Origin of the sequence: Shewanella sp. BC20, assembly GCF_003129585.1 — a bacterium.
In the GTDB taxonomy this organism is placed as follows: Bacteria; Pseudomonadota; Gammaproteobacteria; order Enterobacterales; family Shewanellaceae; genus Shewanella; species Shewanella seohaensis.
The window spans coordinates 21,610-39,429 of record NZ_NHRI01000027.1 but is presented as its reverse complement, the minus strand read 5'-3'; the positions used below and the strand labels follow the sequence as shown (position 1 = coordinate 39,429).

The window sequence follows — 17,820 nt, the reverse complement described above, 5'->3', positions numbered from 1 at the left end:
GCTCCCGTGAAACGTCTCTTTATCAGCTTATATTTACTGCTGAGCCTCAGTTTTCTAGGCATAGGCTGGACACTGGACAGCCTGTGGCAGAAAAATGTGGATGAAAATAATGCGTTAGACGCTCCTCTAGTTGCGTTAGCCCAGCTGCTAACCCAACTGCCAGAGGAGAATCGTAACGCCTATCTTGAGGCGCTGCCCAGCCATGCTCAGTTGCCCCTCAATCTGCTCAGCCCAGATCAAATCGCGTTAGCCAAAGACCAACAGCTCACGCCCAATCATGTGGTTACCACCACGACCAGCGAGGGCGAACAATTCCAGTTTATTCAGGTAGGCGAGCAAGTGTTAATGGCGGGTCCCATCGAGATAGACCCTAGAGCCTCGCTGCGTAATCTGTTTACGCTGTTTTTCTATCTCTCGCTGGCGTTAGTTGCACTGATTTGGGTCGGCCCGCTGTCGCGGGATTTAAGCATTCTACGTAAGGCCACCAAGGATTTTGGCGAGGCCAAATGGGATACACGCATTAGCCTTTCAAACCGCTCCCAGGTTAAACCCTTAGCGAACACCTTTAATGAAATGGCGCGCCATATCAGTGCGTTAATCGAAAACCAAAAGCATTTATCCAATGCGGTTTCCCACGAGATCCGCACACCACTTGCGCGGCTGAAATTCGCCCTCGCCTTAATGCCCATGTACTGCCAGCCCGATTCTGACGAACAAAAGCGTCAGGACTTTCTCAATGAGATGCAACTCGACATTAAAGAAATGGAGAACCTGCTGCAGGAACTGCTGACTTACGCCAGTCTGGAGGCTCAGCGCGAAGGCACACCGTTGGATGAATACGATCTGCTCAGCTTAGTTAACCAGTGCATTAAACGTTTAAGCAGCCTAAGTGATACTCCCATCCGCTTACAGACGGAGATGACGAGCCTCCCCTTGGTCGGCGAACCTGCACTAATTGAACGCGCCCTGCAAAACCTACTGACCAATGCCCAGCGTTTTGCCCGCCAGCAAATCTTGGTTGAGATAAGCCAGACCCCGCAAAGGGTGACGTTGAGTGTGAGCAATGATGGAGAGCCTATCCCCGAGGTGGATTTACCTATGGTGTTCGAGCCCTTTTACCGTAGCCAATCGGTGCAAAATGGTAACAAGGGGCATGGCTTAGGGCTGGCGATTATCAAACGGATCATGCAGCGTCATCAGGGCGAAGTGAGCGTCGGCAGCAATCCCACTCAAACGTGTTTTACCTTAAGCTGGCCAAAAAAGCGGGAGATTTAAGCGCTTAGTTGGTGCTCTCAAAGTTAGATTATTCCTCGAGATCAAAATCCCCGAGGTCCAATTCGGCGGCATCTTGCGGCGCAAAATCGAGTTGGGGATTAAGCGCCGCTCTCTCCTGCTCAAGTGCTTGCTGACGGGCTTTGTATAAGGCCAACTGCCGCCGACGTTTACGTTGGTGGCATAAACGGATCACATCGTGCTTTTGCGCGTCGGTAAAGTGCAACCAATTGAATCGCTCATCACGACTACGCAGGCAACCTTTGCAATAGCCGCGGGCATCGGTTTGGCACACACCAATGCAAGGACTAGGTATTTCGAAAAAGGCTAACTGTTCCATGATGTTGAGCTACTCTGGCAAATTAAGCACTTAAAAATGCGTGACCTTAAATACACAAGTAAAACAATACAAAAATTAAACACTTTTCACTAAATTACTTGCAGTATTGTTGTTAATCAAGGCACATTGAACAGAGTTTGTACAACTTGGAGTGTCATCATGGGATACAAAAATATCGCCAGTCTGTTTGTCGCCTTGGTCTTAGTCAGCGCCTGCAGCAGTAAGCCGAAAAACGATTACGATCTCAATTACGACTTTAAGGCATTACAGAGTTTCAGCCAGCTCGCTCCCCAACCTAGCGACGACCCACTCAGCGCCCAGCGCATTCAAACCGAAATCACCCAACAATTAAGCCAAAAAGGCTTTACTGAAAATGCCACTGCCCCCGATTTTAAAGTCGCCTATGGGTTATTAACCCAAGATAAGCCTAAAGACTCGGGTCTCTCCATAGGTTTAGGTACGGGCAGTTTTGGCCGTTCTGGCGGCATTGGCGTAGGCACAAGCGTCGGCGTACCACTTGGCAGTGACACGGAAAAAATTCAAACTATTCAAATTGATATTATCGATACTAAAACCAATAAGCTGATTTGGCGCGGCACAGATAGTTTCGATTTTGACGGGGGCGGCGATAAAAAAGCCCAAGACACAGCCAAGGCCGTTAGCCGGATTTTGGCGCAGTTTCCACCGCAGCCATAAGCCAGTGCTAAGTGTTAAGTGCTATTGATTGGTCTGATGGTGGTTAACCTTTGATGATTTGAACTACAATGACTTGAACCACAATGGCTTAAACCACCGTGGCTTATGCAATAGTCAATAAAAATGGGCGATTAACGCCCATTTTTATTGCCAAAGGAAGGTCAAATCCTAAGCGTGAAGCTTAGTCAGGGTTAAGAAAATAACCCAGATGACAGATAACGGTCGCCCCTATCACACACAATCGCGACCACAACGGAACCCGGATTCTGCCTCGCAATCTCGAGCGCCGCAAACACAGCCCCGCCAGAACTCACGCCAGCACAAATACCTTCTTCACGGGCCAAGGTTCTTGCCATGGCTTTCGCATCTTGCTCCTCAATATCCATCACGGCATCGACACGGGCAGCATCGAAAATACCCGGTAGATATTCCTGTGGCCAGCGGCGAATCCCCGGAATCGAACTGCCATCGGCGGGTTGTAGCCCGACAATGGTGACATCGGGGTTGCGGCTCTTTAGGTATTTCGACACACCCATAATAGTTCCTGTGGTACCCATGCTAGAGACAAAGTGAGTGATCTTACCTTGGCTCTGCTGCCAAATTTCGGGGCCAGTGGTCTGAAAATGGGCGTTAGCGTTATCTTGATTATTGAACTGATCCAGCACCTTACCTTTGCCTTGTGCCTGAAGATCTAAGGCTAAATCCCGCGCGGCTTCCATATTGTCCACCAGCAGCAGCTCGGCGCCATAGGCCTGCATGGCATCCTTACGCTCTTGAGTCGAATTCGACGGCATGATCAGGATCATCTTGTAGCCTTTAATCGCCGCCGCCATGGCTAAGGCGATACCCGTATTGCCACTGGTCGCTTCAATCAGGGTATCCCCAGGGGCAATCTCTTGGCGAAGCTCCGCCTGAAAAATCATATTCAGCGCCGCGCGATCCTTTACCGAACCCGCGGGGTTATTCCCCTCCAGCTTTAACAATACCGTTGAGCTACCACAATCAAGTCGCTGCAAACGTACCAGCGGAGTTTGCCCAATACAGGCTTCAATAGTCGGAAAGTCAGACACTCGGATGATCCTTTTAATAAAAGCGATTCAGCATAGGGTTATTTTAAGGGGGTTAGCCACAACAAACACGATGAATCTCACCCGAGGCATACAATTATTCGCTCATAGTTATTCAAAAAAGTTCTATTTGTGTGGCTTTTTATAAATAAAATCTTCTATTACTCTATTCCTATACACTGACACAGTTGCCAGATTAAGGAGTACAAAATGCCAGTAAAATTGACTAAGGCCCTGCTGGGAACCCTATTGCTGGGAACCACCCTCAATGTGGCAGCCGCCGATCAGACACTCTTAAATTCCTCGTACGATATCGCGCGGGAATTATTCAATGCCTATAACCCTGTTTTTGCTAAACATTGGCAAGAACAAACCGGCAAGACCGTTGAAATCAAGCAATCCCATGCGGGTTCTTCCGCCCAGGCTCGCTCGATTCTTCAGGGCTTACCCGCCGATGTCGTGACCTTTAACCAAGTCACCGATGTGCAAATTCTGCATGACCGCGGCAAGTTGATCCCAGAAAACTGGCAACAACTGCTGCCTAATGCTAGCTCACCTTACTACTCTACCATCGCGTTTTTGGTGCGTAAGGGCAATCCAAAGCAAATCAGCGACTGGAATGATTTAGCCAAAGATGACGTTAAGTTGGTGTTCCCGAACCCAAAAACCTCGGGTAATGCGCGTTACACTTACTTAGCGGCCTTAGGTTATGCCCAGAAAAACTATGGTAAAGATAATCAAGCCTCATTAGATGAGTTTTTGAAGAAGTTCCTCGGTAACGTTGCCGTATTTGATACGGGCGGCCGTGGTGCAACCACGTCGTTTGTTGAACGTGGCATCGGCGATGTGCTGATCACCTTCGAATCTGAAGTGAACAATATTCGTCAGCAATATGGTGCCGATGATTACCAAGTTGTCGTGCCAAAAACCTCGATTCTGGCAGAATTCCCCGTTGCCGTAGTTGAGAAAAATGCTAAGCGTAACGGCACGCAAGAACTCGCGACCGAGTATTTAAACTACCTTTACAGCGAAGAAGCACAACGTTTGTTAGCCGGATTTAACTATCGTGTTCACAACGAGAAGGTTGTTGCCGAATTTACCAAGCAATTCCCTGCGGTTGAGTTAATGACCGTTGAGCAAATCATAGGTAACTGGGACAACGCGATGAAGACCCAATTTGCCAATGGCGCTAAACTGGATCAGTTATTAAAGCGTTGATCATCCGCTTGGGTAGCTAAATCACCAAATCCACAACCCGGGCAATGTCCCGGGTTTTGTGGTTATATCGCGGCAACGGACAAGGTCGCTATCACAAGTTGTCTTTATCGCGATTGAGCAATAATGTGCTAATGGCATAATAATATTGGATTAACTCCATTAACCTTATCGGGTGGTTATTCAGTGATATTTAATAATGGGCGCTTACGCCACAAGCGGGTTTTGCCGGGGTTTAGTATCAGCCTAGGTGTGTCTTTGCTGTTTGTCAGCTTGATTCTCTTACTCCCCACCACAGGCCTGATTATGCAAACCAGCCAGATGAGCTGGGCAGAATATTGGGGCGTGATTGCCGATCCCCGCGTGCTGGCAAGTTATAAAGTCACTATTTTATCTGCACTGGCCGCATCCCTGTTTAACGGTCTTTTTGGCCTGTTACTCGCCTGGGTGTTGGTGCGTTATGAGTTTCCGGGTAAGCGCATCCTCGATGCCTTAGTCGATTTACCCTTTGCCTTACCCACCGCCGTCGCGGGTATCACCTTAGCGACCCTGTACGCCGAGAATGGCCAGATTGGTAGCCTGTTGGCCGAAATCGGTATCAAAGTGGCCTACACGCCATTGGGGATTGTGGTTGCGATGATCTTCACCAGCATTCCCTTCGTGGTACGAACCGTTCAGCCCGTACTGGAAGAGTTGTCCCACGATGAAGAAGAAGCAGGCATGACCTTAGGCGCAACCGATGGCGCCGTGTTTTGGCGGGTGATTTTACCTTCCCTCTGGCCAGCCTTAGTGGTCGGTACGGCGCTGTCTTTTACCCGCAGTCTGGGTGAGTTTGGCGCGGTGATTTTTATCGCGGGCAATATGCCCTATATCAGTGAAATCACCTCCCTGATGATTTTCGTTCGTCTACAGGAATTTGATTTTGCCGGTGCCAGCGCAATTGCCTCCGTTGTACTGCTGACGTCGCTGTTGCTGCTACTGCTGATTAACCTGTGGCAGGCGCGTTATTTACGCCGCATTCACGGCCGATAAGGAGCCACCATGAACTCATTTAAACCGTTAAGAGTCGGTGAAGCGCCCCTCATCAAATGGAGCCTAATCACCCTAGCCGTGTTTTTGGCCATGGTGTTGTTGCTGCTGCCCTTAGTCAGTATTTTCCAGCAGGCCTTCGTCGGTGGTTGGGAGCGTTATATCGAGCATCTGAGCCAACCCGACTCACTCCACGCCATCGGGTTAACCCTGATGGTTGCAGCGCTGACCGTGCCGATTAACTTAGTGTTTGGGGTACTGCTCGCCTGGAGCGTAACGCGCTTTGAGTTTCCGGGGCGTAAGTTGCTCATCACCTTGATTGATATTCCCTTTGCCGTATCGCCCGTGGTCGCAGGCTTACTCTATCTACTGCTTTACGGCAACAGTGGCTGGCTCGGCGCTTGGCTATTTGAGCACGATTTACAGATCATGTTTGCCTGGCCGGGCATTTTGTTAGTCACCATTTTCGTGACCTGCCCCTTTGTTGCCCGAGAATTAATCCCCTTGATGCAGCAACAAGGCGCATCGGAGGAGGAAGCCGCAGTCATTCTTGGCGCTTCATGGTGGCAACTGTTTCGCCGCGTGACTCTGCCCAATATCAAGTGGGCACTGATTTATGGGGTGATCCTCACCAACGCCAGAGCCGTAGGTGAGTTTGGTGCCGTTGCCGTAGTATCTGGCAATATCCGTGGTGAAACCAACACCTTACCTTTGCATGTGCAATTACTTTACGAAGATTATCAGGCCGAAGCCGCCTTCGCGAGCGCGTCACTGCTTGCCTTGATCGCCCTATGTACCTTACTGCTAAAAGCCTTAGTAGAGTGGCGCCAACAACGCAGCTTATCCGCCAATGACAACCAAGAGCAGAGCCAATCATTATGAGTATTCGTTTAACTAATATTTCCAAAAAATTTGGCCAATTTCAGGCGCTCTCGCCGCTCAATCTGGATATTCAAGAAGGCGAGATGATAGGTCTTCTCGGCCCTTCCGGCTCGGGTAAAACCACCCTATTGCGGATTATTGCCGGCCTTGAAGGCGCAGATAGCGGCCAAATCCATTTCGGTAATCGCGATGTAACCCAAGTGCATGTGCGCGACCGCAGAGTCGGCTTTGTGTTTCAAAACTACGCCCTGTTCCGCCATATGACGGTCGCCGATAACGTCGCCTTTGGACTCGAAGTCATTCCGAAAAATCAGCGCCCGTCTAAGGCCGAAATCCAAAAGCGCGTCAGCCATTTACTCGAAATGGTACAACTGGGCCATTTAGCCCAGCGCTACCCTGAGCAGCTTTCGGGCGGACAAAAACAGCGTATCGCCTTGGCCCGCGCCTTAGCGACTCAGCCCGAAGTACTGTTACTCGACGAACCCTTTGGCGCCCTCGATGCCAAGGTGCGTAAAGAACTGCGCCGCTGGTTGCGCAGCCTTCACGATGAGCTGAAATTCACTAGCGTGTTTGTGACCCACGATCAGGACGAAGCCTTAGAGCTTTCCGATAGAGTGGTGGTGATGAGCAACGGCCATATTGAACAGGTTAATACGCCCATTGAGTTGTATGCCCAGCCCAATAGCCGCTTTGTGTTTGATTTCTTGGGTAACGTCAATCGGTTTGAAGCAAGCTGGCAACAGAATCGTTGGACCAATGGTGACGCTTTCTTAGTGCCGCCAGAGCAAGCGCCACTGCAACAAAACGGCGCGCTCTATGTGCGTAGCCACGAGCTGGCACTGGCGGATAAACCCAACAGCCAAGCCCATATTCCCTTTACCATAGTGGCAATAACACCAGTTGGCGCAGAAGTGCGCGTCGAACTCGCGCCTATCGGCTGGCAGAGTGAAGAACTGTGGGAAGCCACCTTTACCCACCACCATCTGCAAGAATTAGGACTGCAAAAAGGCAGTGTGGTCTACGCCACCCCAAGAACGGCTTATTTCTTTGGAGAACAAAGTGATGGCTCGCCTATTCGTCAAAGCTGGCCCTTCCTCCCACCGGGCAGTTTGGCCTTCGATATTTAATCGCAGCCAGCATTCACCAGCTGCATATAACAAAAAAGCGCTAACAGTCTTGTCAGCGCTTTTTTATTCACTCTTGGACAGCTTAAAACCAGATCCAAGCAAAGTCGTTAGCGTAAAACTTCGCTAGTGCCCATCGAAGAACAGATAGTTTAACCAGCCCTGCATCCGCAGCAGCACTTTACGCATCACGGCGACATGATGGAAATGTTCAGTGTACACAGCCACTTGTCCCGCAACGCCCGCTGGGAATTGGCGGCGTATCGCATCGTCTTCAATATCGATTAACACGATAACCCGCCCTGTTTGGAATAGCTGATTGGACGATTGCAGCGTGCCATTCATCTGGATCTCGCCTTCGGCCATCGCTGGGAGAACCTTAGCGACTTTGCCCTTAAACACTTGTCCAGGCGCCGCATCTAATACCACTTCCGCCTCATCCCCTTCCTGTAATCGCAGCAGGGAATTTTGCCAGAATGCGCCGGCAAAATAACGCTGCTCGTCGGGGATAAAACTCATCACCGGCCGTAAAGGCAAAGGCACCGCCATCGCACCTGGGCGCAGCGCCATTTGAGTCACAATACCATCGGCTGGTGCCCGCACTACGGTTTGCTCGAGATTATAGAGCGCGCTTTCAAGGTCACCCTGTAGTCCCGCCACTTTAGAATTGACCCCATCCACATTGGACTCATAGGCAAGACGTGCGCGTAACTCTTCCGCCTGTGCGGCTGTTAGCTGAGCCTCTGAGGCTAAAAACAGTTGGCGTCTATTGTCTAATTCCAGCGCTGTGAAGGGTGAGTTCGCCCCACCTTTGCGGTGGCCTTGCTCATAACGGTCATAGGCCGATTTATTACGTTCCCTATCCGCTGCCACTCTGGCCACATTCGCCTTGGCAGACTCCCAAGCGGCCTCAAGTTGTGGCACTTCCTGCTCCGCCGCTAACAGAGCGGCTCTTTTGCGTTTAACCACGGCTTCAAAGGGAGTGGGATCGATTCGAAACAGCACATCCCCTTGTTTCATCGGCGTATTAGGCTTAGCTTCCACCGAAATCACTAATCCTTTTACCGCTGGCGTAATCGGGATTGTGACATAGTATTCCCGCGCAAAACGCGAATAGGGGTGGTTGTAGTTCATGATAAGTAACAGCGCACCGATGAGGATCACGCCCCCGAGTACGGCGGTCGGCACTGTCCATTTGTTCATCGGGATCTTAAAGACTTTAAAGATCACAATGCAGAACGAGGCGTAGGTCAATATCAGTAGTAAATCCATGTTACACCTCGGCTTTTGGGCTAGTTTCTGTCACGCTAGCTTCTGTTGTTATCGCATCCATTGGCTTGTTTACCGCTGGTACGGCTGGCGATTCGAGCTGCTCAAGCTTTGCCTGTAAGGCCAATACGGTTTCCCTTAACGCTTTAACATCCTCCTCCAACGCCTGCTCGCGCTTCATCACAGTGCTAAAGCCCCATCCCCTATCCTCTCGGTACAAGGTCGCCCAAATCCACAGAAATGGCCAAATAGCATGTAAGGTAAATAAACTGACCCAACCCGCGATATGCAATGCATCCTGCTGGGGATGATTGCGCTTTTTCGCAATTTCATAGGGGATGTCGTGAATCGCAATCACGCCATAAAAAATCACCACAATGACAAAAAACAAAATGCCTAAGGCAAAATAGTCCAAAAACATGCTCTGCTCCCACTCCCTTCCCAATCTTAATTTCGGTAAAACCACCCATACCAAAATCGTGCTTTGTCCCGCCGTGTCGTTCAATTTGCGACACAATATAGATCTACACCAGAATGACAAATTCGCAACAAACCCATCTAAATAGCTTGATCAAAAACACAATTGTTTATTTCGATGAAACAAATGACATCCAAGGAAAGGCAGTCACTAACGACAAGTCGCGTACGCCCAGATGTGTTGACGAACCAGATATGTTGACGAATGTGTATTAGCCCAGATGTGTTCACCAAGAAGTGAATTGTTTGCCAAATGCAGCAAACGGCGGGAAAGGGATGCTCCAACGTCTAGGCCTTTAAATCTTGTATCAAGAAGGCGCTAGCGTGAGTGAGCAAAGCGTAATGCAAACAAAGGTTAAGTTTTTGCGGGAAGCAAATGTCAGCTTAGTTTTTTTATGGGGTAACACCCGATGTTGAGGCGATCAAACCAAGGTTGGATACGATATGACAGCTCCCCCTGAGTATCAGCCCGAGAATACAACCGCCCAAACGTTTCATTTAAAAGGTGTTTTATTTCAAACGAGTTAGCATCGTTCTTGCCACTGACTCTCGACTAAATTGAACTCATAGTGGCTGTCATGGGGGGCGATATTGGCCTTTAACTTAAAGTTTTGGCCGCCTGCGGCAATCCAGCACTGGGAGAACCATTCAATAAGCGCGCTTGTCGCGATATGCCAAGGGTCAAGGTCCTCATCCTTTTCGATATATTCCTCTTCAAACTCATCGGGATAGACATGGTCTATGTCGAGCAAATTTGGATTGACTGGGGACGGGTATGCGGCCTTGCCATCGATATCAATAAAATACTCGGTGTTATCTTTATCCATAAAAAATACCCGCACCGGAAATTGCGATGAAAAACTATCGACAAAGACTTCAAACGCCAGCGTGACCACCTCTTGGGGATAATCATGCTCAATCAGTTGCTTAAGAATGGGCTGTAACTTATCGGTGAGATTGTCTAAGTAGCCACCGACTTTTTCTGTAAACTCTTGCTCGAAACTCATCTCTTCCCTGCTTATCATGCTGTACGGCTCAAACGGCGAATATTACTCACACTAAAAACTTGCCATTAAAACTGAAAAATAATCTATATCGACCAGCAAGTTAACACCGGCGGTGATGATATCCAACTCTTTCCCCAACCCAAAGCCAACACTAAAATCTAAAGCCGCTTATCGTGGATAAGGCTCAGCCGCCCCATACGCCGCCCATACGTCACCAGAATGCGATCAGTCATAGCGGGTTAAGTTGCTACTCATGGGCATTGACTGTGCGCCCTGCGGCCCATTGTCTTAGGGCATTAATCTTATCGCCCATCACTATGGATAAAGGTTTAGTTTTGGTCAGCTCTTCTAGCAACATGTCTTGGTCGAGCGTTCGCGCTAAACTGCGGGCGCTGTACATGGCGGCGATAACGGCTTGCTCGATTTCAGCTCCCGAAAACCCTTGGCTGTGGCGCGAAAGCTGCGCAAGGTCGAGCCGAGTCACATCAATACCACGGCGCTGGCAATGGATCAGGAAAATCGCCTGACGTATGGTCTCGTCGGGTAAATCGACAAAGAAGATTTCATCCATTCGCCCCTTACGCATCAGCTCAGGCGGCAGGGCTTGAATATCGTTAGCGGTGGCGACCACAAATACCTCAGACTTACGCTCCGCCATCCAAGTTAACAGTGTGCCAAGAATGCGGGTCGAAGTGCCCTCATCACTGCTACTGCCGCTTAAGCCTTTCTCTATTTCATCAATCCAAAGGATACAGGGCGACATCATATCGGCCAGCTCGAGAGCATTACGCAGGTTCTTTTCGGTTTCGCCTATGTATTTGTTATATAAGGCGCCCATATCGAGTCTGAGCAAAGGCCGTTGCCACACACCCGCTACCGCTTTGGCCGCAAGGCTCTTACCGCTGCCCTGCACTCCGAGTAATAACACGCCCTTGGGCGCATCGGGTTGTACAGTAGCCTTGGCATCGGTGGTTATCTGCACTGCGGGCGCGCGCTGCTTTAACCATTTTTTGAGATTATGTAATCCGGCAATCTGCGAAAAATCACTGGTGTCGTATTCAAATTGCAGCACACCGTTAAGATCGAGTAATTGGAATTTGGCTTTATTGATAAGGTCCACATCCGAGTGGGTAATGGCGCCATCATCCACAATCGCTTTATGGATCAATCGTCTGGCATCATCTAAGGTTACACCGCGCAGGTTTTCCGCCAGTTTGACCACGGCTTTATCATCCACAGTAAGCGGCATGCCTTGGCCGCGCACTTTATCCACTTCAAGGTAAATCAAGTTCTCAAGCTGGGAGGTACTCGGCAGGGTAAGCTGAAAATAGGCGCAATAACGCTTAATTTCGGGCGGGATCTCAAAAGCATGACTCACTAGCACCAGCGTATGTTGCAGCGCATCGTATTCGAGGGCGATTTCTTTAAGCAAACGGACATTCTTTGGCGCATCAACCACAAAGGGATGAAAATCACAGAGCACATAGATGCCCTGCTGGGTCGTCGATTTAATTTGCCCTAGGATATCGCCAGGTTCAGTATTAAATTTCTGCGCCGCCATGGGTTTATCGACCCGCGTCAGTCCTTGGGTAATGCTCCAAGTAAATAAGGGCTGATAGATCACATTCGCCACCCGCTTAAGCATGTCTACAACACGGTATTCTTCGTAGGTTTCAATCACTACGATAGGCGTTTTAGAGCGTAGTACAGTGGTCAAATCGCGAATGTCTTGCATCTTAGGTTCCCATAATCCGTTATGAAACGAAAAGTTAACATAAAACACCGCCACAAACAGGATTTTTACTATGCCCAAGCACTAATAGCTTGATCGAAAACACAGTTGTTAATTTCAGTCTCATGCTTTAGCGCCAATCGGGGTAGACTATGGCCCAAGAACGTCCAAAGGCGTCAATTATCCCAATATAAAAAGGTACCCACACCATGATAGGAACTCCCTACACAGAGGGCGCTCGACGCGCCATGTTGCTTGGCTGCGGTGAGCTAGGTAAAGAAGTCGCCATCGAGCTACAACGCTTAGGTGTTGAAGTGATTGGCGTCGATCGTTATCCCAATGCCCCTGCCATGCAAATTGCCCATCGCTCCCATGTGATCAATATGCTCGACGCTAAAGCGCTTCGCGCCATTATCGAGCTAGAAAAGCCCCACTTAGTGATCCCCGAAATTGAAGCTATCGCCACTCAAACCTTAGTTGAGATGGAAGCCGAAGGCCTCAATGTGGTGCCGACAGCGCGCGCGACTCAGCTAACCATGGACAGAGAAGGCATTCGTCGCCTCGCCGCCGAAACCTTAGGCCTACCGACCTCGCCCTATTTCTTCTGCGACACTGAAACCGAGTTTAATCAAGCCATTGGCAAGATTGGCGTGCCCTGCGTAGTCAAACCCGTGATGAGCTCATCGGGCAAGGGTCAAAGTGTTATCCGTGATGTATCCCAAAGCGCCAAAGCCTGGCAATACGCCCAAGAAGGTGGTCGAGCGGGCGGTGGCCGTGTGATTGTCGAAGGCTTTATCCCCTTCGATTACGAAATTACCCTGCTGACCATTAGCGCAGTGAATGGCATCCACTTCTGCGCGCCAATTGGCCACAGACAAGAAGACGGCGACTACCGCGAGTCATGGCAGCCTCAAGCCATGTCTGCCGACGTGCTAGCAAAATCCCAAGCAATCGCCAGCAAAGTGGTGGAAGCCCTCGGCGGTTACGGCTTATTTGGGGTCGAGCTGTTTGTGAAGGGCAGTGATGTGTACTTCTCTGAAGTCTCGCCTCGTCCGCACGATACCGGCTTAGTCACCTTAATTAGCCAAGATTTGTCCGAGTTTGCACTGCATGTCAGGGCAATTCTTGGCCTGCCAATTCCGAATATCCACCAACATGGCCCCAGCGCCTCGGCGGTAGTATTGGTGGAAGGTAAATCGAAAAACATTCGCTATCAAGGTATTGCCGATGCCTTGGCGGCGGAGAATACTCAGCTCAGATTATTCGCTAAGCCTGAAATCGATGGTCGCCGCCGTTTAGGGGTTGCCCTCGCCCGCGATAAAGATATCGAAAGCGCAGTCAACAAAGCGCTGGATAGTGCATCTAAGGTAAAAGTGATTTTCTAGGCTTGAATGCTTAACGACTTGTCGCCAATACCTTGGCGACAATCACTGCGCCCAGCCCTGTTGCTGGGCGCGTTATTAAGGCATTTAAACCGAGTTAACCGCCATCTCTTATTCACTCAAATTGATTTCGCGTCTAATGCAAAAGCCTGATGCAATCCAAGGTGGTTTTGAGGCATAGTAGTCCTCTATTTGGCATGCCCCACGCTAGGCTTTTACTCTTATCCCATGGATTTACGCAGTCGTTATTCCACTCTCTTTCATGCTAAGCGCTTTCACTCTAGGCGATCTCACTCTAGTCGCTTTCAGTCCAAGCACTTTGAGCACAAGCACTCAAAATCCTTGCAAGCGGTAAATCGCACCCTTTCACTATTGCTCAGGTTATCCAAGCTACTGGCGTTATCCTTTGGCTTAGTTTTCCTTAGTGCCTGTCAGCCTGCGAATCAAGATACTCCGAGCATCAAAACAGCCACCACCGCCCCGCGTGAATTAACCCAAGAGGTGTATGTGTGGCAGCGGCAATGGCGCGATGCCAATCAAAGCGCCTTGGTCGAAAGCCAAAACGCCTTTAATGGCGTGCGCATTCTGGCATTGCAAGCCCACCCTAAACCCAATGGCGCGGATATCTGGTTTGAAGTGCAGGTCAATCATGCCTGGTTACAGGCCGATCCTCGCCCTAAAGTGGCGGTGATAAGATTAGATGGACAACTAACGCGCCTAAATAATCGCGAAGTCATCCAAAAAATCCTCGCACTAGTTCGAGACTGGCAGGCAAAGGGCACCAATCTTGCGGGAATTGAAATCGACCACGATAGCGCCAGCAGTAAACTCGCGGCCTATAACGCTTTTTTACGCGAGTTAAAAAGCCAATTACCTCATACGCTTAAACTCAGCATCACCTCCTTACCCGCTTGGTTGAGCAGCCCTGAGTTTCCGCCGTTGTTTGACAATATCGATGAGCTGGTACTGCAAATTCACAGTGTCAGCGATCCGCGTTTAGGGCTGTTCGACGCCACCCAAGGTTGGCAATGGGTCGAGCAGCTGTCACGGTTAGCCAAGGTGCCATTTCTGATTGCCCTGCCATCCTACGGCTCGGCGGTGTATAGCACGGCATCGGGTTATCGAGTGGAGAGTGAAGTGCCGATGCGAATGCCTTTGGCAGACACGGCATCTTCGCAGCATCTTGCGCACCAAGAGCTGATGGCCGATCCACAGGTATTGCAGTCCTTCGTTAAAAAACTGCACACCTTTGCTGACCCAAGGCTTAAGGGAATGATTTGGTTTCGATTACCCCTCGAAGGGGATAAACGGGTTTGGCCACTCTCGACCCTGATTGCGGTCGCCCAGCAGCAACCACTCGCCCCGCACATTGAGCTAGAAATCTTAAGCCAAGCCAATACCTATTCGGCCCAACATGAGGCGCCGGGAAGCCACTTATTTCAACTGGTGTTAGTCAATAAGGGCAATCTTGCGGGCAAGTTACCGAGCCAGTTGTCCCTAGCGGCGCAGGCGTGCAGCGGGTATGATGCGCAAAACGGTTATCAAGCCAAATTAACCCAAGGAACATTAGTGTGGCAGTTACCGCAAGCCACCTCATCGGAGCGCGCAACCGCGCCAGCCTCCTCGCAGTTTGCGCCGAATTTAATCTCAGCGGTCGAGCTAAGCCCAAACGGACGCAGAGTCATAGGCTGGGCACGTTGTGAGTCATTACATTTACAGGGAATTTATGCGCCATAAGCCACATTCATTGCCAGCGAATCCTCTCCCTCGCTGGAAAACCAAATTAAAACAAACCAGCCTGATTGGCTTAAGTCTTTTCTCCCCTGCGCTATTAGCCTGCGGTCCAGACTTTCCGCTGCAATTAACCCAAGACAGGCAATACAACTTAAGCTATTTACCGCAAACCAGCTTTAGCCAGCAAATCAATGAGCTTGCTAAGCCGTTAGCTTGGCAATTTCAAGATGAGCCCGCAGCGCAGGAATATCTCTGGGATGAGGTGCATAGTCGCTATCTATCCCAGACTCGCGCCTATGAAAACAGCGAGTTATCCGAGGCGCAGCTCGCGCTGGTCAAAAGTCTGCGTGATGCGCAAAGCTTGGCAGAAGCCGAGCAAATCGCCGCGCAGTTAAAAGAGAGTTTAGCGCCCGCCTTAACCTGGTACAGCCTTGGCGCTATGGCGTTTGATGCCAAAGAGTACGATAAAGCCAGCGATTACTTTAAAAAAGTCATCGCCCTACCTGAGACTGAGCGCGCGGGTCGCAGCCTATGGGCGCTGTATAGCTTGTCTCGTATCGAGCTGATTAAGAGCAAAACCGCTAGCGATAATAGCCACTTTGTCCAAGCTAATGCTTACTTGCAGCAACTGCAAACTGAGGTGACCCAAGGCGCCGCCGATCCGCTACGCTTGAGCTTAGCCGGCCTTGGCGAGCAGGCTTATATCCTGCTGCATCAAGGCCAAGCTCAAATCCAAGTGGCTCATGGGGAATATGAGCCGCCAAAAATTGATGTGGCCTTAAATCCCGCGACGCTGGATAAGATTATCGAGCTGTATGCCACTCAATCGGCCGAGGGCGACAGCAGCGGTTATGATTCGCTGTTGATGTTAAGCCGCACCTTAATGGCGAAAGATATCACTGAGATTAAGCCCTTATTGCAGCAACCAAGTGTGCAGCAGTTGCTTATCGCCTACTGGCAGAGCAGCGCCAATGACTTAGCCTTTGATGGACAGCTTACAGAAATGGGTCAACAGGTCGCTAAAACGCTGACAGTCTTCCCAACCGACGGCCTGATGCTGAGCCAAGGCGATAAGTTAGCCGCGATTTATTATCAGTTGGGCGACTATGCCAGTGCCGAACGCCTCATTGCCCTCGCAAAACCCAGCGGCCTCACTTGGTGGCTCACGGCAAAATTAATGATGCAAAAAGGCGATCAAGCCCAAGCCGCCAAAGCCTATGCCGAAGCGGTGCGCCATTTCCCAACGGATATGAACGCTACTGCCGCAACAGGTAGCCAACAGGATGCCCAGCAGCAGGCCATTAAAGCCGATGCCGAGCAAGCCACCTATTGCCGTATTCGCGCCGAGCAGGGCGTGTTATCCCTTGAGCGGGGCGAATATGTTGACGCTCTCAGCCAACTGTTCGCCAGTGGCGATGAGTATTGGCAGGATATTGCCTATGTGGCCGAGCGCGTGCTCACTACCGCCGAGCTTAAGCTGTTTATCGACGAGCATGTGCCGGTAATGACTTTCGAGTATCCCAAGGACAGCGATTGGTACGACAGTGTCGAGCCAATCAACAATCGCCTGCGTTACCTACTGGGTCGTCGCTTACTGCGTGAAGGTGCCATTGCCGAGGCTCCTGTTTATTTCAGTAATCCCACACTCAACGCCAACATGCTGGAGTATGGCAAGGCGCTGACCACAGCCAAGAATAGCAAGGGCATTGAGAGCGCCCGCGCCTATTGGGCGGCTGCCGAACTCGCGCGTCATCAAGGGATGGAAATCTTAGGCTTTGAATTAGCGCCGGATTATTCGATTTATGCTGGAATGTTCGACTTAAGAGATTGGTATGCAGCGGATAAGCTCAGCGATAAAGAGCAGCAACGCATCAGCGCCAGCCAAGCGATTCCCGATAAACGCTTCCACTATCGCTACCAAGCCGCCGAACTAGCAAGCAAGGCCGCCGACTTAGTCCCCCACAACAGCCAAGCCTATGCGGCGTTATTGTGCCAAGCCACAGGTTGGGTGTTATATCGCGATGATGAACTCGCCCAACGCTACTATAAAAAATACGTCGCCAACGGCCCCTTTGTGCCTTGGGCGGAGAATTTTGGTACGCAGTGTGAAACCCCAGACTTTGACCGCGCCGTCGAACGGGAAAAAGCCAACCAAATCGCCGAGTGGAATGCGATTTACCACAAACTGAAAAAGCCAGTGGCCGTTAGCTTTGCCATCATCGCCGCCCTACTCGGCGCTTACGCGTGGCGCAGAAGAAAGCGTAAACAGTAATAATGCAAAGCGCCTTGCTTATATCACCAAAGAAAGGCGCTGGTACTAAACGCTGAATCGCATAGTTCACTGAATACATTGCTCTTAACCATTTCATTCAGGCATAAAGCTTTTTACCCAAAGCAAGATTTCTGAAGAGTATACGGCGTTATACACATTGCCATTGTTTCCCCTGTGACACGCCGTGCATATATCCCTATAGGCTCGACGGCGGCATCCATGCCGCCAACGGTCACAGTTACAACAATGGCAATTTTGACGAACATTAAACTGTTCATATGGCCAAGAGCTTATGCCCCATTAGCCTCAAAGTTCAAAAAGC

15 protein-coding genes are annotated in these 17,820 nt (G+C 50.2%); 9 read left to right on the top strand and 6 right to left on the bottom strand.

The annotated features are described in order from the left end of the window. Positions 1–6 precede the first annotated feature (6 nt). On the top strand, positions 7–1,275 hold the full coding sequence (locus CBX96_RS20115; protein ID WP_109287862.1) for an ATP-binding protein: 1,269 nt from the start codon (positions 7–9) through the stop codon (positions 1,273–1,275). A gap of 28 nt (positions 1,276–1,303) precedes the next feature. On the opposite strand, the gene CBX96_RS20110 is transcribed toward CBX96_RS20115, so the two are convergent. Continuing rightward, positions 1,304–1,612: a DUF1289 domain-containing protein gene (locus tag CBX96_RS20110; RefSeq protein WP_011626998.1), complete on the bottom strand. Its 309-nt coding sequence runs from the start codon at positions 1,610–1,612 to the stop codon at positions 1,304–1,306. 159 nt (positions 1,613–1,771) lie between these two features. Here CBX96_RS20110 and CBX96_RS20105 point away from each other — a divergent pair, with 159 nt between their 5' ends. Then, on the top strand, positions 1,772–2,308 hold the full coding sequence (locus CBX96_RS20105; RefSeq protein WP_109287861.1) for a DUF4136 domain-containing protein: 537 nt from the start codon (positions 1,772–1,774) through the stop codon (positions 2,306–2,308). A 191-nt stretch (positions 2,309–2,499) separates the two neighbouring features. Here the strand turns inward: CBX96_RS20105 and cysM are convergent, their stop codons facing one another. Beyond that, complete coding sequence (gene cysM, locus CBX96_RS20100) at positions 2,500–3,378, bottom strand: cysteine synthase CysM (protein ID WP_011627000.1); 879 nt, start codon at positions 3,376–3,378, stop codon at positions 2,500–2,502. A 207-nt stretch (positions 3,379–3,585) separates the two neighbouring features. Here cysM and cysP point away from each other — a divergent pair, with 207 nt between their 5' ends. From cysP to CBX96_RS20080, 4 genes are all read left to right on the top strand, one after another. Continuing rightward, positions 3,586–4,593, top strand: a complete 1,008-nt coding sequence (gene cysP / locus CBX96_RS20095; protein ID WP_011627001.1) for a thiosulfate ABC transporter substrate-binding protein CysP — start codon at positions 3,586–3,588, stop codon at positions 4,591–4,593. A 183-nt stretch (positions 4,594–4,776) separates the two neighbouring features. Continuing rightward, a complete protein-coding gene (gene cysT, locus CBX96_RS20090) occupies positions 4,777–5,622 on the top strand; it encodes a sulfate/thiosulfate ABC transporter permease CysT (protein ID WP_109287860.1) in 846 nt (281 codons plus the stop codon). A 9-nt stretch (positions 5,623–5,631) separates the two neighbouring features. Further along, positions 5,632–6,501, top strand: coding sequence for a sulfate ABC transporter permease subunit CysW (gene cysW / locus CBX96_RS20085; protein WP_011627003.1), 870 nt, complete (start codon positions 5,632–5,634; stop codon positions 6,499–6,501). Then, positions 6,498–7,628, top strand: coding sequence for a sulfate/molybdate ABC transporter ATP-binding protein (locus CBX96_RS20080; protein WP_089067165.1), 1,131 nt, complete (start codon positions 6,498–6,500; stop codon positions 7,626–7,628). Before cysW ends, CBX96_RS20080 begins: the two co-directional genes overlap by 4 nt. A gap of 123 nt (positions 7,629–7,751) precedes the next feature. Here the strand turns inward: CBX96_RS20080 and CBX96_RS20075 are convergent, their stop codons facing one another. The 4 genes from CBX96_RS20075 to CBX96_RS20060 all read right to left on the bottom strand — a co-directional run bounded on the left by CBX96_RS20075 (position 7,752) and on the right by CBX96_RS20060 (position 12,113). Continuing rightward, the gene (locus tag CBX96_RS20075; RefSeq protein WP_109287859.1) at positions 7,752–8,897 is read right to left on the bottom strand and encodes an HlyD family secretion protein; all 1,146 of its coding nucleotides are present in this window, start codon (positions 8,895–8,897) and stop codon (positions 7,752–7,754) included. Between the two features lies 1 nt (position 8,898). Then, a complete protein-coding gene (locus tag CBX96_RS20070) occupies positions 8,899–9,315 on the bottom strand; it encodes a DUF3302 domain-containing protein (protein ID WP_109287858.1) in 417 nt (138 codons plus the stop codon). Positions 9,316–9,895: 580 nt separating this feature from the next. Further along, positions 9,896–10,378 (bottom strand): hypothetical protein, encoded by a 483-nt coding sequence (locus tag CBX96_RS20065; protein ID WP_109287857.1) that lies wholly within the window; start codon positions 10,376–10,378, stop codon positions 9,896–9,898. 247 nt (positions 10,379–10,625) lie between these two features. Continuing rightward, positions 10,626–12,113: an AAA family ATPase gene (locus tag CBX96_RS20060; protein WP_109287856.1), complete on the bottom strand. Its 1,488-nt coding sequence runs from the start codon at positions 12,111–12,113 to the stop codon at positions 10,626–10,628. A 206-nt stretch (positions 12,114–12,319) separates the two neighbouring features. Here CBX96_RS20060 and purT point away from each other — a divergent pair, with 206 nt between their 5' ends. The 3 genes from purT to CBX96_RS20045 all read left to right on the top strand — a co-directional run bounded on the left by purT (position 12,320) and on the right by CBX96_RS20045 (position 17,498). Continuing rightward, complete coding sequence (purT, locus tag CBX96_RS20055; RefSeq protein ID WP_109287855.1) at positions 12,320–13,495, top strand: formate-dependent phosphoribosylglycinamide formyltransferase; 1,176 nt, start codon at positions 12,320–12,322, stop codon at positions 13,493–13,495. 225 nt (positions 13,496–13,720) lie between these two features. Then, positions 13,721–15,229 (top strand): DUF3142 domain-containing protein, encoded by a 1,509-nt coding sequence (locus CBX96_RS20050; protein ID WP_109287854.1) that lies wholly within the window; start codon positions 13,721–13,723, stop codon positions 15,227–15,229. Continuing rightward, positions 15,219–17,498: a tetratricopeptide repeat protein gene (locus tag CBX96_RS20045; protein WP_109287853.1), complete on the top strand. Its 2,280-nt coding sequence runs from the start codon at positions 15,219–15,221 to the stop codon at positions 17,496–17,498. The genes CBX96_RS20050 and CBX96_RS20045 overlap by 11 nt, the downstream gene beginning before the upstream one ends. Positions 17,499–17,820: the final 322 nt, after the last annotated feature.